This is a genomic window from Nonomuraea basaltis, from assembly GCF_005893125.1.
GTDB classification, from domain to species: Bacteria; Actinomycetota; Actinomycetes; order Streptosporangiales; family Streptosporangiaceae; genus Nonomuraea; species Nonomuraea basaltis.
This window is the reverse complement of sequence record NZ_VCJS01000201.1, coordinates 1-23,273: the sequence shown is the minus strand read 5'-3', so window position 1 is coordinate 23,273 and position 23,273 is coordinate 1. Positions and strand designations below refer to the sequence as shown.

General features: G+C 72.2%; 27 protein-coding genes and 1 pseudogene. 15 read left to right on the top strand and 13 right to left on the bottom strand.

Going from position 1 to position 23,273, the window contains the following annotated elements:
- The first annotated feature begins 195 nt into the window (after positions 1-195).
- The 4 genes from EJK15_RS53135 (at position 196) to EJK15_RS53125 (ending at position 2,823) form a co-directional block, all read left to right on the top strand.
- The gene (locus EJK15_RS53135; RefSeq protein ID WP_206061658.1) at positions 196-564 is read left to right on the top strand and encodes a winged helix-turn-helix transcriptional regulator; all 369 of its coding nucleotides are present in this window, start codon (positions 196-198) and stop codon (positions 562-564) included.
- Between the two features lie 140 nt (positions 565-704).
- Positions 705-872 carry a hypothetical protein gene (locus EJK15_RS71665; RefSeq protein WP_171075059.1) on the top strand — a complete coding sequence of 56 codons (168 nt, stop codon included), beginning with the start codon at positions 705-707 and terminating at the stop codon, positions 870-872.
- Positions 873-973: 101 nt separating this feature from the next.
- Positions 974-1,963 carry a GTP 3',8-cyclase MoaA gene (gene moaA, locus EJK15_RS53130; protein ID WP_138718091.1) on the top strand — a complete coding sequence of 330 codons (990 nt, stop codon included), beginning with the start codon at positions 974-976 and terminating at the stop codon, positions 1,961-1,963.
- An 11-nt stretch (positions 1,964-1,974) separates the two neighbouring features.
- A complete protein-coding gene (locus EJK15_RS53125) occupies positions 1,975-2,823 on the top strand; it encodes an NTP transferase domain-containing protein (protein ID WP_138718090.1) in 849 nt (282 codons plus the stop codon).
- Between the two features lie 316 nt (positions 2,824-3,139).
- Here EJK15_RS53125 and EJK15_RS53120 read toward each other — a convergent pair whose 3' ends face one another.
- Positions 3,140-3,454, bottom strand: a complete 315-nt coding sequence (locus EJK15_RS53120; protein WP_138718089.1) for a DUF3099 domain-containing protein — start codon at positions 3,452-3,454, stop codon at positions 3,140-3,142.
- A gap of 99 nt (positions 3,455-3,553) precedes the next feature.
- On the opposite strand from EJK15_RS53120, the gene EJK15_RS53115 reads away from it, so the two are divergent.
- The 3 genes from EJK15_RS53115 to EJK15_RS53110 all read left to right on the top strand — a co-directional run bounded on the left by EJK15_RS53115 (position 3,554) and on the right by EJK15_RS53110 (position 4,608).
- Positions 3,554-3,766 carry a dodecin gene (locus tag EJK15_RS53115; RefSeq protein ID WP_138718088.1) on the top strand — a complete coding sequence of 71 codons (213 nt, stop codon included), beginning with the start codon at positions 3,554-3,556 and terminating at the stop codon, positions 3,764-3,766.
- A 94-nt stretch (positions 3,767-3,860) separates the two neighbouring features.
- The gene (locus EJK15_RS71660; RefSeq protein ID WP_171075058.1) at positions 3,861-4,022 is read left to right on the top strand and encodes a hypothetical protein; all 162 of its coding nucleotides are present in this window, start codon (positions 3,861-3,863) and stop codon (positions 4,020-4,022) included.
- Positions 4,023-4,050: 28 nt separating this feature from the next.
- The gene (locus tag EJK15_RS53110) at positions 4,051-4,608 is read left to right on the top strand and encodes an arsenate reductase/protein-tyrosine-phosphatase family protein (protein ID WP_138718087.1); all 558 of its coding nucleotides are present in this window, start codon (positions 4,051-4,053) and stop codon (positions 4,606-4,608) included.
- Between the two features lie 35 nt (positions 4,609-4,643).
- Here the strand turns inward: EJK15_RS53110 and EJK15_RS53105 are convergent, their stop codons facing one another.
- Both EJK15_RS53105 and EJK15_RS53100 read right to left on the bottom strand, forming a co-directional pair.
- Positions 4,644-5,999, bottom strand: coding sequence for a metallopeptidase TldD-related protein (locus tag EJK15_RS53105; RefSeq protein ID WP_240777780.1), 1,356 nt, complete (start codon positions 5,997-5,999; stop codon positions 4,644-4,646).
- A gap of 80 nt (positions 6,000-6,079) precedes the next feature.
- A complete protein-coding gene (locus tag EJK15_RS53100; RefSeq protein ID WP_138718085.1) occupies positions 6,080-7,573 on the bottom strand; it encodes a TldD/PmbA family protein in 1,494 nt (497 codons plus the stop codon).
- 77 nt (positions 7,574-7,650) lie between these two features.
- Here EJK15_RS53100 and EJK15_RS53095 point away from each other — a divergent pair, with 77 nt between their 5' ends.
- Positions 7,651-8,346: a beta-ketoacyl-ACP reductase gene (locus EJK15_RS53095; RefSeq protein ID WP_138718084.1), complete on the top strand. Its 696-nt coding sequence runs from the start codon at positions 7,651-7,653 to the stop codon at positions 8,344-8,346.
- Position 8,347: 1 nt separating this feature from the next.
- The gene (gene fabI / locus EJK15_RS53090) at positions 8,348-9,112 is read left to right on the top strand and encodes an enoyl-ACP reductase FabI (RefSeq protein ID WP_138718083.1); all 765 of its coding nucleotides are present in this window, start codon (positions 8,348-8,350) and stop codon (positions 9,110-9,112) included.
- Positions 9,113-9,203: 91 nt separating this feature from the next.
- On the opposite strand, the gene EJK15_RS53085 is transcribed toward fabI, so the two are convergent.
- Both EJK15_RS53085 and EJK15_RS53080 read right to left on the bottom strand, forming a co-directional pair.
- Positions 9,204-10,031, bottom strand: coding sequence for a hypothetical protein (locus EJK15_RS53085; RefSeq protein ID WP_138718082.1), 828 nt, complete (start codon positions 10,029-10,031; stop codon positions 9,204-9,206).
- A 127-nt stretch (positions 10,032-10,158) separates the two neighbouring features.
- Positions 10,159-11,106: an aldo/keto reductase gene (locus tag EJK15_RS53080; RefSeq protein WP_138718081.1), complete on the bottom strand. Its 948-nt coding sequence runs from the start codon at positions 11,104-11,106 to the stop codon at positions 10,159-10,161.
- A 127-nt stretch (positions 11,107-11,233) separates the two neighbouring features.
- Between EJK15_RS53080 and EJK15_RS53075 the strand changes: the two genes are divergently transcribed.
- The 6 genes from EJK15_RS53075 (at position 11,234) to EJK15_RS53050 (ending at position 16,267) form a co-directional block, all read left to right on the top strand.
- The gene (locus EJK15_RS53075; RefSeq protein ID WP_138718094.1) at positions 11,234-11,920 is read left to right on the top strand and encodes an MSMEG_4193 family putative phosphomutase; all 687 of its coding nucleotides are present in this window, start codon (positions 11,234-11,236) and stop codon (positions 11,918-11,920) included.
- Positions 11,921-11,929: 9 nt separating this feature from the next.
- The gene (locus tag EJK15_RS53070) at positions 11,930-12,478 is read left to right on the top strand and encodes a DUF3090 domain-containing protein (RefSeq protein WP_138718080.1); all 549 of its coding nucleotides are present in this window, start codon (positions 11,930-11,932) and stop codon (positions 12,476-12,478) included.
- The gene (locus tag EJK15_RS53065; protein WP_138718079.1) at positions 12,475-13,239 is read left to right on the top strand and encodes an SCO1664 family protein; all 765 of its coding nucleotides are present in this window, start codon (positions 12,475-12,477) and stop codon (positions 13,237-13,239) included. Before EJK15_RS53070 ends, EJK15_RS53065 begins: the two co-directional genes overlap by 4 nt.
- A 66-nt stretch (positions 13,240-13,305) precedes the next feature.
- Complete coding sequence (locus EJK15_RS53060) at positions 13,306-13,956, top strand: NRDE family protein (RefSeq protein ID WP_138718078.1); 651 nt, start codon at positions 13,306-13,308, stop codon at positions 13,954-13,956.
- A 10-nt stretch (positions 13,957-13,966) separates the two neighbouring features.
- On the top strand, positions 13,967-15,190 hold the full coding sequence (mshC, locus tag EJK15_RS53055; protein WP_138718077.1) for a cysteine--1-D-myo-inosityl 2-amino-2-deoxy-alpha-D-glucopyranoside ligase: 1,224 nt from the start codon (positions 13,967-13,969) through the stop codon (positions 15,188-15,190).
- Positions 15,191-15,331: 141 nt separating this feature from the next.
- Positions 15,332-16,267 carry an NAD-dependent epimerase/dehydratase family protein gene (locus EJK15_RS53050; RefSeq protein WP_138718076.1) on the top strand — a complete coding sequence of 312 codons (936 nt, stop codon included), beginning with the start codon at positions 15,332-15,334 and terminating at the stop codon, positions 16,265-16,267.
- 26 nt (positions 16,268-16,293) lie between these two features.
- On the opposite strand, the gene EJK15_RS53045 is transcribed toward EJK15_RS53050, so the two are convergent.
- The 8 genes and pseudogenes from EJK15_RS53045 to EJK15_RS53010 form a co-directional block, all read right to left on the bottom strand.
- Positions 16,294-17,256, bottom strand: a complete 963-nt coding sequence (locus tag EJK15_RS53045; RefSeq protein ID WP_138718075.1) for a UDP-glucuronic acid decarboxylase family protein — start codon at positions 17,254-17,256, stop codon at positions 16,294-16,296.
- Positions 17,253-18,125, bottom strand: a complete 873-nt coding sequence (locus EJK15_RS53040; protein ID WP_138718074.1) for a glycosyltransferase family 9 protein — start codon at positions 18,123-18,125, stop codon at positions 17,253-17,255. The genes EJK15_RS53045 and EJK15_RS53040 overlap by 4 nt, the downstream gene beginning before the upstream one ends.
- Positions 18,116-18,790 (bottom strand): SDR family oxidoreductase, encoded by a 675-nt coding sequence (locus tag EJK15_RS53035; RefSeq protein ID WP_138718073.1) that lies wholly within the window; start codon positions 18,788-18,790, stop codon positions 18,116-18,118. Before EJK15_RS53035 ends, EJK15_RS53040 begins: the two co-directional genes overlap by 10 nt.
- Complete coding sequence (locus EJK15_RS53030) at positions 18,787-20,166, bottom strand: PfkB family carbohydrate kinase (RefSeq protein WP_240777779.1); 1,380 nt, start codon at positions 20,164-20,166, stop codon at positions 18,787-18,789. Before EJK15_RS53030 ends, EJK15_RS53035 begins: the two co-directional genes overlap by 4 nt.
- Complete coding sequence (locus EJK15_RS53025) at positions 20,163-20,711, bottom strand: D-sedoheptulose-7-phosphate isomerase (RefSeq protein ID WP_138718072.1); 549 nt, start codon at positions 20,709-20,711, stop codon at positions 20,163-20,165. Before EJK15_RS53025 ends, EJK15_RS53030 begins: the two co-directional genes overlap by 4 nt.
- A gap of 2 nt (positions 20,712-20,713) precedes the next feature.
- Positions 20,714-21,901, bottom strand: a complete 1,188-nt coding sequence (locus EJK15_RS53020; protein WP_138718071.1) for a glycosyltransferase — start codon at positions 21,899-21,901, stop codon at positions 20,714-20,716.
- A complete protein-coding gene (locus EJK15_RS53015; protein WP_240777778.1) occupies positions 21,898-23,097 on the bottom strand; it encodes a glycosyltransferase family 9 protein in 1,200 nt (399 codons plus the stop codon). Before EJK15_RS53015 ends, EJK15_RS53020 begins: the two co-directional genes overlap by 4 nt.
- Positions 23,094-23,273 (bottom strand): annotated as a pseudogene (locus EJK15_RS53010) (transferase); the annotation flags it as partial. The pseudogene EJK15_RS53010 and the gene EJK15_RS53015, both read right to left, overlap by 4 nt.

Here is a 23,273-nt window from a genome sequence, read left to right as displayed (position 1 = left end):
GGCCCGCCCACCGGCCCCGAAAACCACGATCTTGCCCATCGTCGACACTCCGTTCGCCCTGCGGCGGCCGGTCCTCCCGGCCGCCCCGGCAGACGGTAGAGGGCGACATGTCGCTTTCCGCAACGATAGTTACCTCTGGGGGGCCGCGTTCAGCGGCCGCCGTAGGTGGCGGAGTTTGCACCTACGATGACGGGCATGGGAGTGCCGCTCGATCCGGACATGTTCACCGGTTGCCCGCCCGTCGCCGCGCCGATCCGCATCGGCGACAAGTGGACCGCGAAGATCATCCGCTGCCTGGAGTCCGGCCGGCGGCGCTTCACCGAGCTCCAGACCACCCTGCGCGGCATCACGCCGAAGGTCCTCACGGAGACCCTGCGGGCCATGGAACGCGACGGTCTGCTCACCCGCACCGTCTACGACGAGATCCCGCCGCGCGTCGAGTACGAGCTCACCGACCTCGGCCGCAGCCTCCTCGAACCCATGAACGCCGGCTGCGAATGGTCCAGGAGGCACCTGGCCGAGCTGATGCGCGCCCGCGAATCCTGGCACGCGACCGCCCCCTGACGCCGGGCAGGCTGGGGTCAGGAGAGTCCTGATCCTCGGCGGCACCTGGTTCCTGGGCCGCCGCGACCGCATCCCGGTGGGCGCCGCCAACCCTCCCGCCCGACCTGGCGCTGTCCGCCGCGCCCGCCCAGCACCTGCTGATGTCCTCCGCCCGCGCCCAGGACCTGCTCGGCTGGTCGCCGGGCGATCCGGCGGCGCTGGTGGCCGAGTCGGTGCGCCGGCACCTGGCCGACCCGCCCGGCACCCCGTGGACCGCCGAGGACGCCGCCGCCGACGACGCCGCACTGGAACGTGCGGAATCGATCTAGGGCGGGATGCGTTGTCGTGCGTTGAAGAGGCGGTTTTGGGGGCTGGCCGACGGGCGACGTAGGCTGGCCCCCTTGGCGAAAGAATCAGGAGGTGACGCCCCGTGTTGCGAGACTCGTTCGGACGGGTGGCGACAGATCTTCGGGTGTCCCTCACGGACAAGTGCAATCTTCGCTGTACGTACTGCATGCCGCCCGAGGGCCTCGACTGGCTCCCGAGCCCCCAGCTGCTGACGGCCGACGAGATCGTGCGCCTGGTGCGGATCGGGGTCGAGCGCCTGGGCATCACCGAGGTCCGCTACACCGGCGGTGAGCCGCTCCTGCGGCGCGAGCTGGTCGACATCGTGGCCCGCACCACCGTGCTGGAACCCAGGCCGCAGGTGTCGCTCACGACCAACGGCATCGGGCTGGCCCGCCTGGCCGAGCCGCTGGCCGCCGCCGGGCTCGACCGGGTCAACGTCTCCCTCGACACGCTCGACCCCGGGACGTTCAAGCGGCTCGCGCACCGCGACCGGCACACCGACGTGATCGCCGGCCTCGCCGCCGCCGACGCGGCCGGCCTGCGTCCCGTCAAGGTCAACGCCGTGCTCATGCGCGGCGTCAACGACCAGGAGGCCGTGCCGCTCCTGCGCTGGTGCCTCGAGCAGGGCTACGAGCTGCGCTTCATCGAGCAGATGCCGCTCGACGCCCAGCACGGCTGGAGCCGCGAGGACATGGTCACCGCCGACGAGATCCTCGGCCTGCTGTCCGACGGGTTCGACCTCACGGCCGACGACCTGGAGGATCGCGGCAGCGCGCCCGCCGAGCGGTTCCTCGTGGACGGCGGCCCTGACCGGGTGGGCGTGATCGGGTCGGTGACCCGCCCGTTCTGCGGCGCCTGCGACCGCGTCCGGCTCACCGCCGACGGCCAGGTGCGCAACTGCCTGTTCGCGACCGAGGAGTCCGATCTGAAGACGGCCATGCGCGGGGGCGCGTCCGACGACGAGCTGGCCGAGCGCTGGATCGCGGCCGTGGCCCGCAAGCGCGCCGGCCACGGCATCGACGACCCGTCCTTCCTGCAGCCCTCCCGCCCGATGTCCGCCATCGGCGGCTAGGACCGCACCGGATGCACCCTCAGCGACACGCCGCCCAGAGCCGGCCCACGGCCGGCGTGGCGTATGACGCGGTGATCCTGGCCGGGGGAGAGGCGCGGCGACTGGGCGGCCGGGACAAGCCCGCCCTCACCGTTGGCGGCAGATCCCTGGTGGAGAACGTCGTCGCGGCCGTCTCCGGCTCTCGGCGCACGATCGTCGTCGGCCCGGAACGCCCCATCCCCGGCGTCGTGTTCGCCCGCGAGGACCCGCCCCACAGCGGCCCCGTTCCCGCGCTGGCGGCAGGCCTGGAAACGGCCACGGCCCCGTGGGTCGTCCTGCTCGCGGGCGACCTGCCCTTCCTGACGACAGCACACGTCACGGCGTTGCTCGAGGCCGCCGCAGGTGCCGCCGCACCTGTTGGCGGGGTGGTGATGGTGGACGACGGCGGGCGGGAGCAGTGGCTCGCCGGGGCCTGGCCGGCGGCCGAGCTGACGTCGGCCCTCGCCACGTACCGGGGACGGTCGCTCAAGGGCCTGCTCGCCCCCCTCGTCGCCACGCGGCTGACGCTGCCGGGACGGCCGTGGTTCGACTGCGACACAATGGAGGACCTGGAGGAGGCTCGCATGAACGTGCTCAACGAATGGACCGCGCTCGCCTGCAAGGAGCTGGGCATCGACCCGGCAACCGTGGACCGCGACCAGATTCTCGACCTCACCAAGGAGGTCGCCCACGGCGTCGCCAGACCGGCCGCGCCGCTGACGGCATACCTGCTCGGGCTGGCCCAAGGAGCTGGAAGTGCCCCTGAGGACGCTGTGGCCAGACTGACCACATTGGCGAAGAACTGGGGTCAGGCCACCGCCGAGACGTTGACGGACGACTGATACTCGAACGAACTCTTGGATGTAAAGCTCGTTCCCGCCTGAAGATTTCCTGTGAATAAGGAGGCGGGAGTGAGTGTAAACGATTTCGGGAAAGCGGCCCTATCCAACTGCCCGGCGCCGCCACACTAGATCGTCCGTCGGCAAGGTTTGACCAAGAAAAGGGCGACGCCGGGTGGTTACGGGGGCAAACCACCCGGCGTCGCTTCATCGGCGTTCCGACGGGGGCCCGGAACGCCGGCACAAGCACTCCGACGGGGGACCGGAGCGCTATGGCTAAAGCGTACACCTACAACCCGTGGGATGCGTCAAGACTTAGTCACGACCCGATCTCGCGTCGATGCAGCGGTATCTCGGTTTGGTTAGCCTCAGGGCTCTGAAAGGTAGGAGGCGGGGCAGCCTTCCCCCTCTCATTGGCTCCGATTACGGCTATGTATGGCAAAAAGACCGCCGCCGCGATGAACAGCATCCGGTACGGCCACGGCACCGGCACCACGACCGCCAGGATCAGGCAGATCGTGCGGATCCCCATCTTGATGAGATAGCTGATCTCACGCTTGCGGATGTCCGCCGACAGCGACGGCCTGGCGTCGGTGACCTGGTGGACATCTGGTTTCCTGCGCCACCCCTTCATGTCTTCCACCGTAGACCTCGGACGAACGGGGTGCGACGGCGCACCCGGGCGGCGCCGGGGGTCATGCGATCATGGCCTTCGAGTAAGGAGGAGAGGGAGATGACGGATCGAACGTACCGGGTCACCGAGATAGTCGGAACGTCCGGGGAGAGCGTCGACCAGGCCATCCGCAACGGCATCCGGCGGGCCTCGCAGACGCTGCGCCACCTGGACTGGTTCGAGGTGACCGAGATCCGCGGCGATATCGACGCGGGTGAGGTCGCGCACTTCCAGGTGGGCTTGAAGGTGGGCTTCCGCCTGGAAGACGCCTGACCGGCCTTTCGGGGCTTCCCGAGCATCCCGGGGGATCGTGGGTTCCCGGGAGATCGGGAGGCCGTAGCAGGACAGGCGGCGGCTGGCGCACGCGGTGCTGGCCCCGTTCGACGGCGTGAACGACCAGGGACTGGCCGTCGGCCTCGCCGCGGCGCCGCACGCCCGCTGGTCGGTCGTGTACGACCTGACCGCGGGCACCGCCAGGCTCGTCACCGGGCAGCGCTGGGACCGCGTGCACACGATCCGCCTCTCGTGACGCGATCCGAGCGGCTAGATTGGCCGATGTGAGTGGTGAGTTCCGCATCCTGCTGGTGTGCACGGCCAACATCTGCCGTTCCGCCATGGCAGAGGTGATCGCCGGGGCGATGCTCCACCCCTCGGCCCTGCCCGTGGCGACGGGCAGCGCGGGGGTCCGCGCCCTGGTCGGCCACCCGATGGCGCCGCACGCGGTCGCCGCGCTGGACAGGCTCGGCCTCGACGGGCGGGCGCACCGGGCCAGGATGCTCGACCTCGGTCTGGTCAGGTCGGCGGACCTGCTGCTGACCATGGAGGCCGGGCACCGCGCCGTCGCCGCCGGCCTCGACCCGGCGGCCGAGCACAAGACGTTCACGCTGCCGGAGTTCGCCGAGCTCGCCTCCGGGGCCGGGCATCGGCGCTACCGGTCGGACACGGTGGAGCGGGCGCGCGCCATCGTCCAGTCGGCCGCCGAGCGGCGCGACCACCGGCGCGCGCTGGAGGTGTACGACCCGTACGGCGGCCCGCCGGAGGGCTACGAGGCGTGCGCCAAAACCCTCGGTGAGGCCCTCAGCCACGCCCTGGGCGCCCTTCTGGGCCCCCGCTGACCGGGCCGCGCCTTCATCGCCGGACCCGACGCCGGTCAGCTGGCCTGGCTGACCGTGGACATGTTGAAGTCGGGCACGCGTACCGGCGGCATGATCGTCCGCTGGAAGTAGTCGTTCCACTCGCGCGGCAGCGTGCGCTCGCCCGCGCCCACCTCGGTCAGTCGTCCCAGCAGGTCCACAGGGCTCTCGTTGAACCGGAAGTTGTTCACCTCGCCCACGACCTCGCCGTGCTCCACCAGGTAGACCCCGTCCCGGGTCAGCCCGGTCACGAGCAGCGTCTGTGGGTCGACCTCGCGGATGTACCACAGGCAGGTGACGAGGAGACCGTGCTGCGTCGAGGCGATCATCTCCTCCAGCGACCGCCCGCCCCCGGGTCCGTTCATGACCAGGTTGTCGATGCCAGGCGTCACCGCCAGCCCGCTCAGCTCCGCCGAGTAGCGGGTCTGCAGCAGCGCCTCCAGCCGCCCGTCCTTGATCCAGTCGGTCGGCCCCAGCGGCAGCCCGTTGTCGAACACCGAGCTCTGCCTGCTGGAGGCGTGCGCCATCACGAACGGCGCGCACGCGATGCCCGCCGTCCCCGGATCGCTCGACAGCGTCACCGGCAGCGTCGCGAGCTGCTCGCCCACGCGCGTGCCCCCGCCCGGCTTGGCGAACACCGAACGCCCGTCGAGCGCGTCCCTGGCCCCGGCCGACCAGAACATGTAGATCATTAGGTCGGCCACCGCGCTGGGCGGCAGCAGCGTCTCGTAGCGCCCCGCCGGTAGATCCACCCGGGTCTTGGCCCACTCCAGGCGCTGGGCCAGCGAGGAGCCGAGCGCGGCCACGTCGACGTCGGTGAAGTCCTGCGTGGACACGCCCGTCCACGCCGAGCGCTTCAGGTCGGCGGACTTGGCGTTGAGCTCCAGTCGCCCGGTCGGCTGGTCGTGGCGCAGCCGCACGCCCGTGGACGTGCCGAGGAAGGTCGTGGTGAGCGAGTGCTCCGCGAAGCCGTACAGCCTCCTGCCGCCCGCCTCCGCCGCCGCGAACGCCTCGCCGAGCGCGGGCGCGAACCCCTCGAACACCCCGATGTCGGTGGGACGTACCGGATCGCCCCAGTCCGGCGAAGCGGGGCCGCCCTCGACGAGCGGGCGGGCGTCCTCGGCGGGCTGCGCATCGCGCGCCGCTGCGTCGGCCGCCGCCACGATGTCCGCGATCTGCTCCTCGCGTACGGAGGCCCGCGACACGACTCCCACGCCCTCACCCGCGATCGAGATCACGGTCAGCTGCGAGGACCGGGCGACGCCGTTGGTCGTGAGCGTGTTGCCCGCGAAGCGCAGATTGGCCGTGGACCCCTCGTCCACGAGCACCACGCAGCCGTCGTTCCTGGAGAGCTCCAGCGCCCTCTCCACCATCTCCTGCGGAGAGGTCTGGACCGGCAAGCCGGTGAGGCCCGCCGAGGATCCGTGCTTACCGATTCGCTCGCTGCGCTCGTTCACTTTCCACCCTCCTGCACGGTGTTCAGGATCCGCACGCCCCTGAACAGCGCCGACGGACATCCATGGCTGACCGGGGCGACCTGCCCCGGCTGCCCCTTGCCGCAGTTGAACGCGCCGCCCAGCACGTACGTGTCAGGCCCGCCGACGGCCTCCATCGACCACCAGAAGTCCGTCGTCGTCGCCTGGTAGGCGAAGTCCCTGACCTGCCCGGCCAGCTTGCCGTGCGAGATCCGGTACGCCCGCTGCCCGGTGAACTGGAAGTTGTAGCGCTGCATGTCGATCGACCAGCTCTTGTCGCCGACGATGTAGATGCCCCGCTCGACCCCCGAGATCAGCTCGTCGGTCGAGGGCCCGCCGGGCGCCGGCGCCAGCGACACGTTCGCCATGCGCTGGATCGGCATGTGCCCGGGCGAGTCGGCGAACGCGCAGCCGTTGGACCGCCCGAGCCCCTTCATCAGCGCCATCCGCCGGTCGAGCTGGTAGCCCACCAGGATGCCCTCCCTGACGATGTCGAAGCTCTGCCCCCGCACGCCCTCGTCGTCGTATCCGACCGTGGCCAGGCCGTGCTCGACGGTCCTGTCGCCGGTCACGTTCATCGGCGCTGAGCCGTAGACCAGCTCGCCGAGCTGGTCGAACGTGGCGAAGCTGGTGCCCGCGTACGCCGCCTCGTAGCCGAGCGCCCGGTCCAGCTCGGTCGCGTGGCCGATCGACTCGTGGATCGTCAGCCACAGGTTGGACGGGTCGATCACCAGGTCGTAGTCGCCCGCCTCGACCGACGGGGCGGCCAGCTTCTCCGCCAGCAGCTCCGGCAGCCTGGCCAGCTCGGCGCCCCAGTCCCACCCGGTGCCCGTCAGGTACTCGTACCCGCGTCCCACCGGGGGCGCGATGGTCGACATGTCGTCGAAACCGCTCTCGTGCGCCTTCATCGCGTTCAGCTTGGGATGCACCCGCACCCGCTGCTGCGTGGTCACCGTGCCCGCCGTGTCGGCGTAGAACTTCTGCTCCTTGACCTGCATCAGCCGCGCCGAGACGTGGTCGGAGCCCTTCATCAGCCCGGCCGACCACTCCGCCAGCAGGCTCACCTTGTCGGCCTGCGGCACGTCGAACGGGTCGACGTCGTACGCCGACACCCACACGGCCTCGGCGTGCACCGGCTCGGGTGCCAGCTCGATGGGCTCTCTGTTGATGGGTGCGCTCACCTCCGCCACGCGCACCGCCTGCTCGGCGACCACCGCGGCCGCCTCGGGCGTCAGGTGGATGCCTGCGGCGAACCCCCACGTGCCGCCCTTGACGACCCGCACGGCGTAGCCGAGGTCGTCGGCGTCCATCGCGCCCTCGAGACGGGCGTCATAAAGACTGAGGGACTCCGCTCTGACGCGTTCGAGCCGGAAGTCGGCGTGCTCGGCGCCGAGGTCGCGAGCGCGTTGCAGGGCGGCGTCCGCGAGCTGCCGCAGAGGCAGCTCCAGGAAATCGGGATCGATCTGGCGCATGTCCACGATCCTAACCCTGTGATCTTGTGCCACCCGGACAAGCCGATACCGGCGGGTAGGAGATAGCGTCAGGTGCCATGGCACGCTCTGTACTCGTCACCGGGGGCAATCGCGGCATAGGCCTCGCGATCGCCCGTGAACTCGCCGCGAACGGCGACGCCGTCGCGGTCACCTACCGATCGGGGGAGCCGCCCGAGGGCCTGTTCGGCGTGCGCTGCGACGTCACCAGCATGGCCGACGTCGAGGCCGCCTTCGACAAGGTGGAGGCCGAGCACGGCCCCGTCGAGGTCCTGGTCTCCAACGCCGGGATCACCAAGGACACGCTGCTGGCGATGATGAAGGAGGAGACCTTCACCGACGTCATCGACGCCAACCTGACCGGCGCCTACCGCGTCGCCAAGCGGGCCATCCGGCCCATGATGAAGCTCAAGCGCGGCCGCGTCATCCTCATCTCCTCCGTCGTCGGCCTTTCCGGCCAGGCCGGCCAGGCCAACTACGCCGCCTCCAAGGCCGGCCTGGTCGGCTTCGCCCGTTCCATGGCCCGCGAGTACGGCTCCCGCAACATCACGGTCAACGTGGTCGCGCCCGGCTTCGTCGCCACCGACATGACGGCCGGCCTCGACCACGAGAAGATCGTGGAGAACATCCCTCTCGGGCGGCAGGCGGCCCCCGAAGAGGTCGCGCGCGTCGTGCGCTTCCTGGCCAGCGACGACGCCTCCTATATCACCGGGGCCGTGATCCCGGTCGACGGCGGACTTGGAATGGGGCACTGACGTGGGCATTCTCGAAGGCAAGCGGATCCTGGTGACGGGTGTGCTCACCGACGCGTCGATCGCGTTCTCGGTCGCCAAGCTGGCACAGCAGGAGGGCGCCACGGTCGTCCTCACCGGCTTCGGCCGGCTGAGCCTGGTGGAGCGCATCGCCAAGCGGCTGCCCGCGCCGGTGCCGGTGCTGGAGCTCGACGTCCAGAACACCGAGCACCTCGACACACTGGCCGCCCGGGTCGGCGAGCACGTGGACGGCCTCGACGGGGTCGTCCACTCGATCGGCTTCGCCCCGCAGACCGCGCTCGGCGGCAACTTCCTCAACACCTCCTGGGACGACGTCGCCACGGCCCTGCAGGTGTCGACGTTCTCGTACAAGTCGCTGGCCGTGGCCTGCCTGCCGCTGATGAAGGAGGGCGGCGCGGTCGTCGGCCTCGACTTCGACGCCTCCAAGGCGTGGCCCGTCTACGACTGGATGGGCGTCGCCAAGGCGGGGCTCGAGTCCTGCAACCGCTACCTGGCCCGCGACCTCGGCAAGCACAACATCCGCGTCAACCTGGTGGCGGCGGGGCCGCTGCGCACGATGGCGGCCAAGTCGATCCCGGGCTTCAAGGAGTTCGAGGACAGCTGGCCGGAGAAGGCCCCGCTGGGCTGGGACCTGTCCGACACGGTCCCGGCGGCGAAGGCGTGCGTGGCCCTCATGTCCGACTGGTTCCCGGCCACGACCGGCGAAATCGTCCACGTGGACGGCGGCGTCCACGCCATCGGCGCCTGACCGCTGACCGGCGGTGCGTGAGGTGCCGCCGCGACTCCGGCGCCGGCATGCCCAAGAGCCAGGCACCGGCGTGCGGCGGCCGTCAACCCGCTCAGGCCAGGCGGTGGCGGCCGCTGCCGGCGCGGGCGGGCTCGAACGGGATCGACTCCACCGGCTCCTTACGCTGCCGCCGCTGCTGCACGATCCGCGTCGCCAGCACCGCCGACCCCAGCAATGCGATCGTCAGCGCCGTCCCCAGCACGTCGGATGCCGGCGGGCTGGGCCGTACCACGCGCTGGTCCTGCATCGGCACCGTCAGCTCGTGCGCGAACGGATTGGGCCACAGCAGGTCCACCCGCGGCTCGTCCGCGTCGGCGGTCTTCCTCTCGGCCACCGGCCGCCCCGTGTCCATCAGTTGCGGCCGGCTCTCCGGCGGGGCCGGGGTGGTGGTGGGCAGGGCGGAGGTCTCCTTGTCGCGCTCGCGCGGGTGGCCCGTGCGGCCGGGGGACGGTGTGGACGTGGGCTGCGGCGTCAGCGTGTCGAGCACCGTCTTGCCCTCGCAGGCCAGCACCGGCAGGCACACGTCGCCGAGCGCCTCGGGCACGAGCCCCGTGCCGGTCGGGGTGGGCGACGGTTTGCCGGACTTCTTCGGTGTGGCCTTGGTGGTCGGGACCGCCTCCCCGACCTCGCCGAGCACCTTGCCGGTGGTCTTGTCCACGCCGCTCGTCACCGGATCGGTCGTGTTGCCCGTCAAGGAGTCGACGGTGCCCGTGACCGACTTCACGACGTTGCACAGAGTGTTGGTCACCCCCGAGAGCAGGCCTCCGTCGCGCGTGCAGTCCTGCGTCGCGGTCGCGGCCGTCGCGGCGGGAGCCGCCCCGGGGACGGCCACCAGCGCCACCGCGAGAACTCCAGCCGAGATCGCGGTCCTGCTCCCCATCCGTCCCCTCCTGCTTCGCTCCCGGGAGAAATCTTCATGGATATCGCTCGTCGGACGCAGGCGTTTGCCGGGTAAAGTTGCGATTCGGTATCGACTAGTGATACGCGAGGGAGTCTCTCGTTCCCGGTCAGTCGAGCGACGACACGTCATCGAGGGCCTCTCGGATCTCTCTGGGCAGCACCACGTCCTCGGCCGGCAGGGCCCCGGTGAGCTGCGCGTGGGTACGGGCTCCGACGATGGCCGAGGTCACGCCGGGCTGGTCGCGCACCCACGACAGGGCGACGGCCAGCGGCGACACCCCCAGCCCGTCGGCGGCGGTCATGACGGACTCGACCACCCGGCGGCTCCTCTCGTCGAGGTACGGCCGGACGAAGTCGGCGAAGTGCGGCGTCGCGGCCCGTGAGTCGGCCGGGATGCCGGTGCGGTATTTCCCCGTCAGCACGCCCCGGCCCAGCGGCGACCACGCCAGCACGCCGACGCCCAGATGGGCCGCGGCGGGCAGCAGCTCGCGTTCGGGCTCGCGGGCGAGCAGGGAGTATTCCGCCTGCGCCGCGATGATCGGGATGCGGCCGGGGATCATCTTCTGGGTGACCGCGGCGGCGGCCAGCTGCCAGCCGGTGTAGTCGCACACGCCCGCGTAGACGGCGCGGCCGGAGGAGACGATCGCGTCGAGCGCGGCCAGGGTCTCCTCCAACGGCACCTCCCCGTCGTACGTGTGCAGCTGCCACAGGTCGACGTAGTCGAGCCCCAGCCGGTTGAGCGAGTCGTCCACCGCGGCGATCAGGTGGCGCCTGGAGGCGTCGCGCGGCCGGCGGCCCGACGGCGTCACCACGGCCTTGGTGGAGATCACCAGCTCCGAGCGCGGCACCGAGTCGCGCAGCATCCGGCCCAGGAGCCGCTCGGCGTCGCCGCCGGTGTAGACGTCGGCCGTGTCGACGAGGTTGCCGCCCGCGTCCAGGAACGTGCGGAGCTGGGCGGCCGCCTCATCCGTGTCGGTGTCACGCCCCCAGGTCATCGTGCCGAGCCCCAGCCGGGACACCGACAGGCCGCTGTGGCCGACATAGCGCTGCTCCATGATCCCGCCAGGTTACCGTCCGGGTGGCTTATACGTGGTGCTCGACGCCTTTGACGGGCCGTCTCATGACCCGGTGACCGTGATCTCCGGTTTCGACACTGTGATCCACGCCTGCGACACTTGCGGGGTGACCACGCTGCTTCTGGCCCGGCATGGGCTGACGGACCTCACCGGGCCTGTGCTCGCCGGCCGCACCCCGGGGGTGCGGCTGAGCGAGGCGGGTAAGGCGCAGGCCGCCGCGCTCGCCGGGCGCATCGCGGGCGTCGGGCTCGACGCCATTGTCTCCAGCCCGCTCGAACGCTGCCGGGAAACGGCCGAAGCGGTCGCCGAGGGGCGGGAGGCCGCCGTCCAGACCGACGATCGGTTCATCGAGTGCGGCTACGGCACGTGGACCGGGCGGCCGCTGAAGGAGCTCGCCCGCGAGCCGTTGTGGCAGGTCGTGCAGGCGCACCCCAGCGCGGCGACATTTCCGGAAGGGGAGTCGCTGGCCGAAATGCAACATCGGGCGGTCTCCGCGGTCAGGGAGTGGAATCAACGTCTGGGGGAGAAGGGTGTCTACCTGGTTTGCAGTCACGGCGACGTGATCAAGTCCATCGTCGCCGACGCTCTGGGCCTCCACCTCGATCATTTTCAGCGGATTACGGCTGATCCGGCGGCTCTCACCGTCATTCGCTATGCCCCCTTGCGTCCCTTTGTTCTCAGGGTCAACGATATGGGGGAATTGCGGCTTCCCGAGGATTCGGAGGAGAAAGACGGGGGAGAAAACATCACCGGGAGCGATGCCGCCGTCGGCGGCGGACCCGGAACCACGTAAGGTCAGGCTATGCCGGTCTTCGACTACGACCCACCAGAGAGGTTCGTCGCCGGCGCCCTGGGGCAGCCGGGCGCTCGGGTCTTCTTTCTGCAGGCCAGGGCCGAGGGCAGACTGACCACCGTGGCGCTGGAGAAGCTGCAGGTCGCCGCACTCGCGGGCAGGCTGGACGAGCTGCTCGACGAGGTGCTGCGCCTCAGCGGTGGCGCCGCGCAGGTGCCCGCGCTGGCCCCGGCCGACCTGACCGACGACGAGCCGCTCGACGTACCGGTCGCGGAGGACTTCCGCGTGGGCACCATGGCACTGGCGTGGGACGCCGAGAGATCCCAGGTGGTGATAGAGGCGCAGGAGGTCGTCGACGAGGACGATCTCGACAGCCCAGACCCCGCGGTGCTGCGCGTGCGGATCAGTGCGGGAGCCGCGCGCGCCTTCACGCAGCGCGCCCTTCAGATCGTCTCGGCGGGCCGCCCGCCGTGTCCCCTGTGCGCACAGCCGCTCGACGCCGCCGGCCACGTCTGCGTACGCCTCAACGGCTATCGCGGGGGTGAGGCGGCTTCATGACCGCTCCGGAGAGCGAACCGGCCGTCAAACCGCCCAACCCCCCGGGCATGCACGATGAGGAGGCCCTCACGCTGCTGCGCGACGGCCGCCTTGAGGTGGCGGGCCGCCTCGTCGAGGCCACCAACATGACGCTCTACTGCTCGGTCAAGCTCGGCGAGCGCAGCGCCGCCTGCGTCTACAAGCCGGTACGCGGCGAGCGCCCGCTGTGGGACTTCCCCGACGGCACCCTGGCCGCCCGCGAGGTGGCCGCCTACGAGGTGTCGCAGGCCACCGGCTGGCGCATCGTGCCGCCCACGGTCTACCGCGACGGCCCCTTCGGGCCCGGCATGTGCCAGCTGTGGATCGACACCGAGCGCGAGATCGACCTGATGCGGCTGGTCAAGAGCCGCAACCCGGTCGTGCGGCGGATGGCGGTGTTCGACGCGGTGGTCAACAACGCCGACCGCAAGGGCGGTCACCTGCTGCCGCTGCCCACGGGGCACGTCTACGGGGTGGATCACGGGGTGTGCTTCTCCGTCGAGGACAAGCTGCGCACGGTGCTGTGGCAGTGGCGCGGCAAGCCGCTCGCCCGCGAGGCGGTGGCCGTGCTGGCCAAGCTGGAGCGCGACCTGGAGTCGGGCTCGCTGGGGCGCCGGCTGCGCGAGCTGCTGACGCTGGCGGAGGTCGAGGCGACCTGGCAGCGGGCCAGGCGGCTGCTGGACACCGGCGTGCACCCATACCCGTCGGAGGGCTGGCCCGCCATCCCCTGGCCCCCCATCTGACCTGGCCATTCGCTGAAGCGCCCATCCGCCGTCCACCGCCGCGCGCCCGTTTAATAACCTTTGCCCATGTGCACGCTGATCGTGAGAGCCGGGCAGCCGCTGACCCTCCTGGGCGTGAGGGACGAGTTCGCCGACCGCCCGTGGGAGGGGCCGGGGGAGCACTGGCCGGACTACCCGGGCGTGATCGGCGGGCGCGACCTCAAGGCCGGCGGCACCTGGCTGGCCGTCAACCCGGCGGCTCGCCGCGCCGCCGCCCTGCTCAACGGCCACGGCCGGCCCGCGCCCGAGACGACGAAGGTCTCGCGGGGCGACCTGGCGCTGCGGGCGGCGTACACGGGGGAGATGCCCGACGCCGATCTGACTCACTACGACCCCTTCCACCTGGTGCTCGCCGACCTGGCGCGGGTGCGGCTTTTCAGCTGGGACGGTGAGCGGCCGGTCGTCTCCGACCTGCCGGGCGGCACCAGCATGATCGTGAACTCGGGCCTTGACCCGGCGAACGAGCGCGTGATCGCGTACCTGCCCAGATTCGAGACCGCCGAGGTCTGGCGGGAGCTGATCACGGCGGTGCCGTCCGCCGATCCGGGCGCGCTCATCGTCCGGCACGAACTGCCCGACGGCCGCGTCTTCGCCTCCCTGTCGGTGATGGAGGTCGCGCTCGCGCCGGACGGCGTGACGTACGCCTTCACGGACCTGACCGCCGATCTGGACGGATAGGCTCAAAGACATGCGATCGTGGTCTGCCCAGAACGTTCCAGATCTCCCCGGTGAGAGCATTCCGCTGCGTCTCTACGACACGTCGGCCAGGCAGGTCCGGCAGACCGACCCGGGGCCGACCGCCAGGATGTACGTCTGCGGCATCACGCCCTACGACGCCACTCACCTCGGCCACGCCAACACCTACCACGCCTTCGATCTGGTCGGCCGGATGTGGCGCGACGCCGGCCACGAGGTCCACTACACGCAGAACGCCACCGACGTGGACGACCCGCTGCTGGAGCGGGCAGCCCAGACCGGCGTCGACTGGCAGGACCTGGCCGAGCGCGAGATCGAGCTGTTCCGGAGCGACATGGAGGCGCTGCGGATCATCCCGCCCCGCGAGTACGTGGGCGTCACCGAGGTCGTCGGCCACGTGGCGGACCTGATCACCAAGCTGGCCGCCAAGGGCGTCACGTACGTCCTCGACGGCGACGTCTACTTCAGCGTGGCCGACGCCCCCAAGTTCGGCCAGGTGTCCGGCTACGACGAAGGCGAGATGCTGGCCCTGTTCGCCGAGCGCGGCGGCGACCCGGACCGGCCGGGCAAGCGCGACCCGCTGGACTGGGTGCTGTGGCGGGCCGAGCGGCCGGGCGAGCCCGCCTGGGAGTCTCCGCTGGGCCGGGGCCGCCCCGGCTGGCACATCGAGTGCACCGCGATCGCCCTGGACAACCTCGGCGGGGGCTATGACGTGGCGGGCGGCGGCTCCGACCTGATCTTCCCGCACCACGAGTGCGGCGCCTCCGAGGGCCACGCGGCCACGGGGGAGTGGCCGTTCGCCAAGTTCTACACGCACGCCGGCATGGTCGGGCTCGACGGCGAGAAGATGTCGAAGTCCAAGGGCAATCTGGTCTTCGTCTCCAAGGTGCGCCAGGAGCACGACCCGATGGCCGTCAGGCTGGTGCTGCTGGCCCGCCACTACCGCGCGGACTGGGAGTACGTCCCCGCCTTGATCGCCGAGGCGGAGCGCAGGCTGGCGCTGTGGCGCTCGGCCACCGGGCTCGCCTCGGGGCCGCGCGCGGACGAGCTGCTGGCCACCGTGCGCGAGCGCCTGGCCGACGACCTCGACTCGCCGGGCGCGCTGGCCGCGATCGACGCCTGGGCCGAGCGGGCCCTCGCGCACGGCGGCCCGGACGCCGGCGCCCCCGGCCTGGTCAGAGACCTGGCCGACGCCCTGCTGGGCGTCGCCCTCTAGCGCAACGCTCCCCAAGCCCCGCACCTCACGCCAGGTGCGGGGCTTTCTCATGCCCGCTCGCGCTGGACAGTCACCTTCTGTGGCCGCTAGCCTGATTATCAGTAGCACTGATTATTTCTATGACTGATGGATGGCGGAACCATGATTCTGATCACCGGCGGGCTGGGCTTCATCGGCACGCACACCACCCGGGCGCTGCTCGACCTGGGCGAGTCCTGCGTGCTCGTCCAGCGCCGCGCCGCCGCGGGGCCGTTCGCGGACGAGCGGGTCTTCGTCGAGCAGGCCGACCTCACCGACGAGGCCGCGCTGCTCCGCATCGGCGAGAAGCACAAGATCACCGGCATCGTCCACCTCGCTGGCTCGGTCCCGTGGCCTCCCGGCGCGTACGAGCCCCTCGACGGCGCGGAGCAAGCGATCAAGAGCCTGCTCAACGTGTTCCGGGCCGCGAGCGAATGGCAGGTGTCCCGACTCGGGCTCGCCGGCACGATCGGCGTGTACCGCGGCGTCCCCGGCGACGGCGCGCTCGGGGAGGACGTGCCGCTGCCCATGACGGCCGGGCACCCGATCCCGGCGTTCAAGAAGATCGGCGAGCTGCTGGCCGGCCACCTGGCCGGGACCATGGGCCTCGACGTGGTCACCTACCGCATCTCCGCCGTCTGGGGCCCGCTCGGTCACACTCCGTCGCCGTTCTTCGCCGCGCCCCAGCTCGTCCACGCCGCCGCCCGCGGCACCACCCCGGCCGGAGCCCCGATGCGCGCGGGCAACGGGATCGACATGTGCTACGTGAAGGACTGCGGCCGCGCCATCGCCCTCCTCCAGCTGGCCGACCGGCTGCGGCACCGCACGTACAACGTCGCCTCCGGGCGGCTGACGACCCACGGGGAGGTCAGCGCCGCGATCAAGAAGGTGATCCCCGACGCCCGCGTCGACCTGCCCGAGGGCCGCGACCCCGGCGCGCACGACATGTGGCTCGACATCACCCGGCTGCGCGAGGACACCGGCTACGAGCCCGCCTACGACACCGAGCGCGGGGTCGCCGACTACCTCGCCTGGCTGCGCGCCGGCAACGAGCGCTAGCGCAGAGGGGCAGGCCCGCGGCGGGTTCAGACCTGGAGCCGCTCGAGCTGCTCGATCGCGGCCAGCTCGGCGGAGAACCACTCGATGGTGCGGCGCAGCCCCTCCGCCGCGGGCACCCGTGCCCGCCAGCCCAGCCGCTCGGCCGCCAGCGCCGTGTCCGGCCGCCGGACCCTGGGATCGTCGGCCGGCCGGTCGACGAACACGATCTCCGCCGCCGACCCGGCCAGATCCCTGATCATCGTGGCCAGCTCCAGCATGGTCAGCTCGTCCGGGTTGCCGATGTTGACCGGACCGGCGAAGTCGCTGCGGGCCATGGCCAGGATGCCCGACACCGTGTCGTCGACGTAGCAGATGGAGCGCGTCTGCGAGCCGTCGCCGGTGATGGTGATCGGCTCGCCGGTCAGCGCCTGCCTGATGAACGTCGGGATCGCCCGGCCGTCGAACGGGCGCATGCGCGGGCCGTAGGTGTTGAAGATCCGCACGATGCCGGTGTCGGTGCCGCGCGAATGGCGGTAGGCGGTGGTCAGCGACTCGGCGAAGCGCTTGGCCTCGTCGTACACGCTGCGCGGGCCGACCGGGTTGACGTTCCCCCAGTACGTCTCCCGCTGCGGATGCTCCAGCGGGTCCCCGTACACCTCGCTGGTCGAGGCGAGCACGAACCTGGCACCCTTCTCCCTGGCCAGCCCCAGCGCGTGCAGCGTGCCCACGCTGCCCACCCGCAGCGTCTCGATCGGGTAGCGCAGGTAGTCGGCCGGCGAGGCGGCCGAGGCGAAGTGCAGCACGAGGTCCAGCCGGTCCGGCACGTGCACGAACCCGGTCAGGTCGCACTCGATGAGCCGGAACTCCGGCCGGTCCATCAGATGCTCGACGTTGCGCGGCCCGCCGGTCAGGAAGCTGTCCATGCAGACGACCTCCGCTCCCTCGTCCAGCAGCCGCTCGCACAGGTAGGAACCGAGGAACCCGGCGCCCCCGGTGACCAGAGCCCTCATGACGTGACCTCCAAGGCAGCGTCGACGACTTCAGAAACCTCGATCTTCAGCAGGCCCGGATCGGGCCGCTGGCCGTGCGGATCCCCCCGGTGCCCGGCCCACAGCGCCACGTGGCGCCAGCCGGGCGGCGGCCCCCACAACGCGGGCGAGACCGGCCCGAACAGCACCACCGACGGCACGCAGAACGCCGTCGCCAGGTGCGCGACGCCGGTGTCGCCGCAGACCACCAGCCTGGCCCTGCTGACCAGGTCGATCAGGTCGGCCATGCGGGTCTGCCCGGCCAGCATCCGCCCGGGCGGCAGCCCGGCCAGCTCGGCGACCTTCCTGGCCAGCGGCACCTCCTCGGTGTTGCCGGTGACGACCACGTCGTCCAGCGCGGCCGCGACCTGCGCGAACCGCTCCGGCGGCCAGCGCCGCGCCGGATAGGCGGCGCCCGGATGCACGATCGCCGGGCCCGTCCGGTCGGAGATGCCGAGCGTCAGGTCGCAGGGATCGGCAGGGATGCCGTGCCACTCCAGCAGCCCGCACCAGCGCCGCACCTCGTGCACGCCGTCCTGCCACGGCGGTCCGGTGCCGAAGCTGATCAGCCGCCCGGGATCGGTACGCCGCAGCGCCTCGATGCTCTGCGGCCCCTTCCCGTGCAGGTTGACCGCGATGTCCGGGCGATGGAACGGCACCGGACCCGGGCCCGACACGTCCACCTGGTCGTCCACCGCGCCGATCAGCGGCAGCAGCGCGTCCAGCGCCCGCGGCGCCGCCAGCGTGATGCGGTGCGCGGGGAACGCCTGGCGCAGCGCCCGCAGCGCGGGCACGGCCGTGAGCAGGTCGCCCAGCCCGAGCCCGCGCAGCACCAGCAGCTCTAGGGCCATGACGTCTCCGTCGATGGGCAGACGACGAGCTCTCTCACCTCGCATCCGGCCGGCTGCCGCAGCGCGAACACCACGCTCTGCGCGACGTCGGCCGGATCGTTCAGCCCGGCCTCGGGGCCCGGTTTGTACTGCTCGGGCCGCCCGTCGAAGAAGCTCGTGCGCATGCCGCCGGGGATCAGCAGGGTCACCCCCACCTCCCCGCGCAGCTCGACCGCCAGCGCCCGGGTGAGGCCGACGACGCCGAACTTCGACGCCGAGTACGCCGACGCGTCGCTGAGCGGCCGCAGCCCCAGCGTCGAGGCGCAGGTGACGATCTTCCCGCGGGTGTGCTTCAGGTACGGCAGCGCCGCCCGCACGACGGAGGCGGTGCCGAGCAGGTTCACCCGGACGACCCGCTCCCAGTCGTCGGCCGGCACGTCCTCCAGCCGGCCGCACGCGTCGATGCCCGCGGCCGTCACCACGCCGTCGAGGCCACCGGCCCGCTCGGCCAGCTCGCGTACCGCCCGCTCGGCCTCGCCGCGGTCGGCCAGGTCGGCGGTGACGTGGTCGAACCGCTGGTCGGGTGCACGCACATCGACGACGAGCGCCCGCCAGCCCTCCTTCTCCACGGCCTCGGCGGTGGCCAGGCCGAGTCCTGAGGCTCCCCCGGTAATCAAGATGTTCACTGGATCTCCCTGATCAGATTCGTTGTCGAACGTCCCGGCAGCGTGCTCAGCACGACGATCTCCGCGCCGAGCCTGCCGAGTACCTCGGATTCGGGCAGGACCTCCCCCTCGTAGTCGCCGCCCTTCACCCACACGTCGGGGCGCAGCAGCTCGATGGCGCGAGCCGGGGTGTCCTCCTCGAACACCAGCACCGCGTCCACGCAGCCCAGCGCCCTGAGCACCTCGACCCGGTCGCGCGCGTCGACGATGGGCCGGTCGGGGCCCTTCAGCCGGCGCACCGAGTCGTCGGAGTTGACGCAGACGACGAGCGCGTCGCCCAGCGCCCTGGCCCGCCGCAGCAGGCTCACGTGGCCCGCGTGCAGCAGGTCGAAGCAGCCGCCCGTGGCGATCAGCCGGCCGCCGTTGGCGCGGGTGAGCCCGGCCACCTCCAGCGCCGTGCGCGGCCGGTCGCCGAGCCGCTGCTCGCGCACCTTGACCGAGGCGGCGCCCCCGCGCTCGACGAAGCGTGAGGCCTCGCCGACGCCGATCGTCACCGCGTCCCTGGCGTCGGCGCCGTCCCGCAGCGCCAGCGCCGCCGCGCCGGCCAGCCGGTCGCCCGCGCCGCACGCGTCCTGGCCGCCGGCCCGCACGGGCGGCGGCACCTGGGTGAACGGGCCGCCCTCGATGGCCAGCGAGGCCCCGCGCGAGCCCGTCGTGACGGCCACCGCCCTGGCCCGCATCTCCCGGACCAGCATGCGGGCGGCCTGGTCGGGGCCGCGGTAGGCGGACGGGCACAGCCGCCGCGCCTCCGCCTCGCTCGGAGTCAGCAGCGCGCAGCCGGGCAGCGGCTGCTCGCCCCTGGGGTGCGGGTCCCACACCACCGGCACGTCCGTGCCGCGCAGCAGCTCGCGGGCCATCCTGGCCACGCCTCTGCCGTAGTCGGACACCAGCACCGCGCCGGCCTGGCCGATCGCCTCGGCCGCCGCCTCTCCGGGGGCGTACCTGGCCGTGCCGTCGCCGCTGTCGAGCCTGAGCAGCGTCTGGCCCCTGGCCCTGATCCTGGTCTTGCGCACGGTGCCGCCGCGCAGCGGCAGGCGTACCAGGTCGAGCTCCTCCGACAGCAGCCCGCACAGGCGGTGCCCGTCCGGGTCGTCGCCGATCGCGGTGATCAGCACGACGTCGGCGCCGTCGCGGGCGGCCAGCAGCGCGGCCAGGCCGGCCCCGCCGGGGCGGGCCTGCTCGGCGGTGACGTCCACCACCGGTACGGGCGCGTCCGGGCAGAGCCGTTCGGCCTCGCCCTCGACGTCCACGTCGAGCAGCGTGTCGCCGATCACCACGAGCGGACCCGTCACAGCCCCCTGAGCCGTCGGGATGCTGTTACGGAGGTCCTCGCTCACAGTGCCTCCTCCGCGGCATCGCACAGCAAATGGATCATGGCGAGGTGCACCTCCTGGACGGTGGCCGTCTCCTGCGCGGGCACGGCCACCGCGTCGTCGCACAGGTCGGCCAGCGGGTTGGGCGCCGGTCCGGTCATGGCCCAGGCGAGGATCCCGCTCTCCTGCGCCGCCCGGGCGGCGGCCAGCACGTTCGGGCTGGTGCCGCTGGTGGACAGGCACAGCAGCACGTCTCCCGGGCGGGCGTGCGCGCGCACCTGGCGGGCGTAGATCTCGTCGACGCCGAAGTCGTTGGCGATCGCCGTCAGCGACGAGCCGTCGGCGTGCAGCGGGATCGCCGCGTACGGCCGCCGGTCGTCCCTGAACCGGCCGACCAGCTCGGCCGTCAGGTGCTGCGCCTCGGCCGCCGAGCCGCCGTTGCCGCAGGCCAGCAGCCTGCCGCCGGAGGCCAGCACGCCGGCCAGCTTCCCACCCCACGCGCGGACGGTGACCGCCTGGTCGTCGACCTTCTCCAGGGTGTTCCAGAGCTTTTCGAGATGAGCGTCCATGATCAACCCCCAAGCGCCGCCAGGCCGCACAGCTTGCCGTCGATGACCTGCGTGTACACGGTCTCGGTCCGCTCGGCCACGTGCGGCCAGCCGTACCTCTGGCGGGCGCGCCTGGCCCCCGCCGCGCCGAGCCGCGCCCTCCGTTCCGGGTCGCAGAGCACGTCCTTCAGCGCTCTGGCCAGCGCCCGCGGGCGGCGCGGCGGCACCAGCACGCCGCAGCCGGCGACCGTGTCCAGGTGCCCGCCGACCGCCGACGCCACGACGGGCACGCCGCACGCCATCGCCTCGACCGGGACCATGCCGAACGGCTCGTACCACGGCACCGTCACCACGACGTCGGCCGAGCGCATCAGCGCCGGCACGTGCGTGCGCGGCACGCTGCCGATCACGTGGACCCGGTCGTCCAGCCCGTACGCGGCGGCCAGGTCGCGCAGCCTGACGGTCTCGTCGTCGTCTGGGCTGCCGCCCGCGATCACCAGGTCGGCGCCGGGCAGCTGGCGCAGCGCCGCGATCACGGTGTCCACGCCCTTGCGCGGCACCATCCTGCCGATGCTGAGGATCAGCCGGCCCGCCGTGCGCGGCGCCACGGGCCCCTCCGGGCAGAACGCCGACAGGTCCACGCCGCACGGCACGACCACGACGCGCTGCTCGGGGATCCCCATCGCGCACAGCTCGCTCACCTCGTCGCTGCAGGTGGCCAGCACGGCGTCGGCCCGCTTGCCGATCTCGCGCTCGGTGTCGATCCGGTGCGCGGGGCTGGTGTCCGCCTCGCCCTGCCAGCGCCGCTTGACGGTGCCGAGCGCGTGGAACGTCTGCACCACCGGGAACCCGTCGGCCGCCTGCAGCGCCGCCTGCCCGCTCATCCAGAAGTGCGCGTGCGCGACGTCCGGCGGGTCGTACGCCCACCGGTCGGCCAGGCGGTCGGTGAACTCCGGCATGTACGGCGGCAGCTCGTCCTTCGGTAGGGGGATGGGCGGACCGGCCGGGACGTACTCGACCGTGACGCCCGGCGCCAGGGGCACCGACGCGGGCTGCGACGGCGACGTGCGCCGGGTGTGGACGACGATCCGGTGCCCGCGCTCGGCCAGCGCGGCGGCCAGCGCGGCGACGTAGACGTTCTGGCCGCCCGCGTCGACGCCGCCGACCGCGGCCAGCGGATCCGCGTGCTCGGAGATGAGATCGACCTTCACTGCGTCAGCTCCCTCACTGCCTTGACCACCTGCTCACTTGTCACCTGGGACAGGCACGGGTGTCCGGGGACCGGGCAGGTGCGCGCCCTGCTGTCCCTGCAGGGCGCCTGCTGATCGCCGAGCAGCACCGCGGGAACGCCGTACGGGGCCCACCGCGCTGCCGGGACGACAGGGGCGAACAGGCTCACGACCGGTGTGCCGACCGCCGCGGCCAGGTGCGCGGGGCCGGTGTTGCCCGCCACGAGCACGCTGGCGCCTTCGATCACGGCGGCCAGTTCGGCGAATGTGGTCACGCCGCCGAGGTCGGCCGCGTCGTCGCCGGCCACGTAGGCGGTGAGGTCACGTTCCGTGCCGGTCACGGCGACCCGGTGCCCGTCCTCCACCAGCTCCCGCACGGCCTGCCGATGCCTTTCGGCCGGCCAGGTCCTGGCGGGCGCCGATGTCCCCGGATGCACCACGACATACGCGCCTTTGCCGGCATCGGCGCCGACGCTGAGCAAGTGCCCCGTGTATTCGCTTATATCCGGCAATGGCCGCTGAACAGCGAGTTTGCCATCATCGCCCCGCGGCAGCTCGAACCCCGCCGCTCGCGCGACGGCCAGCATCCGCTCCGCCTCGGGCACGTCGGCGCTCTCGTCCACGACGTGGCGGACGTCCAGCAGCGAGCCCGGGTAGTCGTTGCTGATCGCGGTGATCCTGCGCACGCCGGCCAGCCTGAGCAGGAGCGCCAGCGGGAGCGCGGACTGGTGGAACGAGGTGAGGATCACCGCCTCGTCGACGCCGTGGACGCGCCCCACCAGGTCGGCGACCTGGGGCCGGCTGACGGGCGGGGGAGCGTGGTCGATCCACGGCGCCCGCCACTCGAGTACGCGGTCGACGCCGGGCAGCAGCTCGGCGGCCGCCCTGCCGTTCGGTCCCGCCAGGAAGACGACCTCGCCGGCCTGCGTGCGCACGGCCCGGACGGCGGGCCCGGCCAGCAGCACGTCGCCGGCGTCGTCGAGCCGCGCCACCAGCACGCGCCCCCGGCCCCCGGTGCCCTTGGCGGCGGCCTGCTCCGGCTCGGCCTGCTCGGCGGTGGCCCTCTCCGGGGCGGCCTTCTCCGGCGCGGCTCGCTCGGCGGGGGCGCGTCTCGCGGCGCGCGCCGTCCCGCACGGGCCGGCTCCGTACAGCACCGCTCCTGGCATGCGACCGCTCATCGCCGCACCCTCCATTCCCCCCGCAGCCGGTGCGCGCACGCCACCGGCGGGATCACCACGCTCGTGACGACCATCCGCCACACCTCACCGGGGGTGCGCGGGCCGGGCGCGATCCGCCGCCACGCGAACTCGCCGGTCAACCCCGCCCACACGGCCCCCGCGACCGCGGCCATGAC

What these genes read in the sequence shown, in the direction of transcription:
- EJK15_RS53095 (WP_138718084.1), top strand. Translation starts at nt 7,651, where the DNA reads ATGGCACGCTCTGTACTCGTCACCGGGGGCAATCGCGGCATAGGCCTC.
- EJK15_RS53120 (WP_138718089.1), bottom strand. Translation starts at nt 3,454, where the DNA reads ATGAAGGGGTGGCGCAGGAAACCAGATGTCCACCAGGTCACCGACGCC.
- EJK15_RS53080 (WP_138718081.1), bottom strand. Translation starts at nt 11,106, where the DNA reads ATGGAGCAGCGCTATGTCGGCCACAGCGGCCTGTCGGTGTCCCGGCTG.
- mshC (WP_138718077.1), top strand. Translation starts at nt 13,967, where the DNA reads ATGCGATCGTGGTCTGCCCAGAACGTTCCAGATCTCCCCGGTGAGAGC.
- EJK15_RS53025 (WP_138718072.1), bottom strand. Translation starts at nt 20,711, where the DNA reads ATGGACGCTCATCTCGAAAAGCTCTGGAACACCCTGGAGAAGGTCGAC.
- EJK15_RS53050 (WP_138718076.1), top strand. Translation starts at nt 15,332, where the DNA reads ATGATTCTGATCACCGGCGGGCTGGGCTTCATCGGCACGCACACCACC.
- EJK15_RS53115 (WP_138718088.1), top strand. Translation starts at nt 3,554, where the DNA reads ATGACGGATCGAACGTACCGGGTCACCGAGATAGTCGGAACGTCCGGG.
- EJK15_RS53105 (WP_240777780.1), bottom strand. Translation starts at nt 5,999, where the DNA reads ATGGTGGAGAGGGCGCTGGAGCTCTCCAGGAACGACGGCTGCGTGGTG.
- EJK15_RS53100 (WP_138718085.1), bottom strand. Translation starts at nt 7,573, where the DNA reads ATGCGCCAGATCGATCCCGATTTCCTGGAGCTGCCTCTGCGGCAGCTC.
- EJK15_RS53015 (WP_240777778.1), bottom strand. Translation starts at nt 23,097, where the DNA reads ATGAGCGGTCGCATGCCAGGAGCGGTGCTGTACGGAGCCGGCCCGTGC.
- EJK15_RS53135 (WP_206061658.1), top strand. Translation starts at nt 196, where the DNA reads ATGGGAGTGCCGCTCGATCCGGACATGTTCACCGGTTGCCCGCCCGTC.
- EJK15_RS53065 (WP_138718079.1), top strand. Translation starts at nt 12,475, where the DNA reads ATGACCGCTCCGGAGAGCGAACCGGCCGTCAAACCGCCCAACCCCCCG.
- EJK15_RS53045 (WP_138718075.1), bottom strand. Translation starts at nt 17,256, where the DNA reads ATGAGGGCTCTGGTCACCGGGGGCGCCGGGTTCCTCGGTTCCTACCTG.
- EJK15_RS53060 (WP_138718078.1), top strand. Translation starts at nt 13,306, where the DNA reads ATGTGCACGCTGATCGTGAGAGCCGGGCAGCCGCTGACCCTCCTGGGC.
- EJK15_RS71665 (WP_171075059.1), top strand. Translation starts at nt 705, where the DNA reads ATGTCCTCCGCCCGCGCCCAGGACCTGCTCGGCTGGTCGCCGGGCGAT.
- EJK15_RS53040 (WP_138718074.1), bottom strand. Translation starts at nt 18,125, where the DNA reads ATGGCCCTAGAGCTGCTGGTGCTGCGCGGGCTCGGGCTGGGCGACCTG.
- EJK15_RS53125 (WP_138718090.1), top strand. Translation starts at nt 1,975, where the DNA reads ATGCACCCTCAGCGACACGCCGCCCAGAGCCGGCCCACGGCCGGCGTG.
- EJK15_RS53070 (WP_138718080.1), top strand. Translation starts at nt 11,930, where the DNA reads ATGCCGGTCTTCGACTACGACCCACCAGAGAGGTTCGTCGCCGGCGCC.
- EJK15_RS53085 (WP_138718082.1), bottom strand. Translation starts at nt 10,031, where the DNA reads ATGGGGAGCAGGACCGCGATCTCGGCTGGAGTTCTCGCGGTGGCGCTG.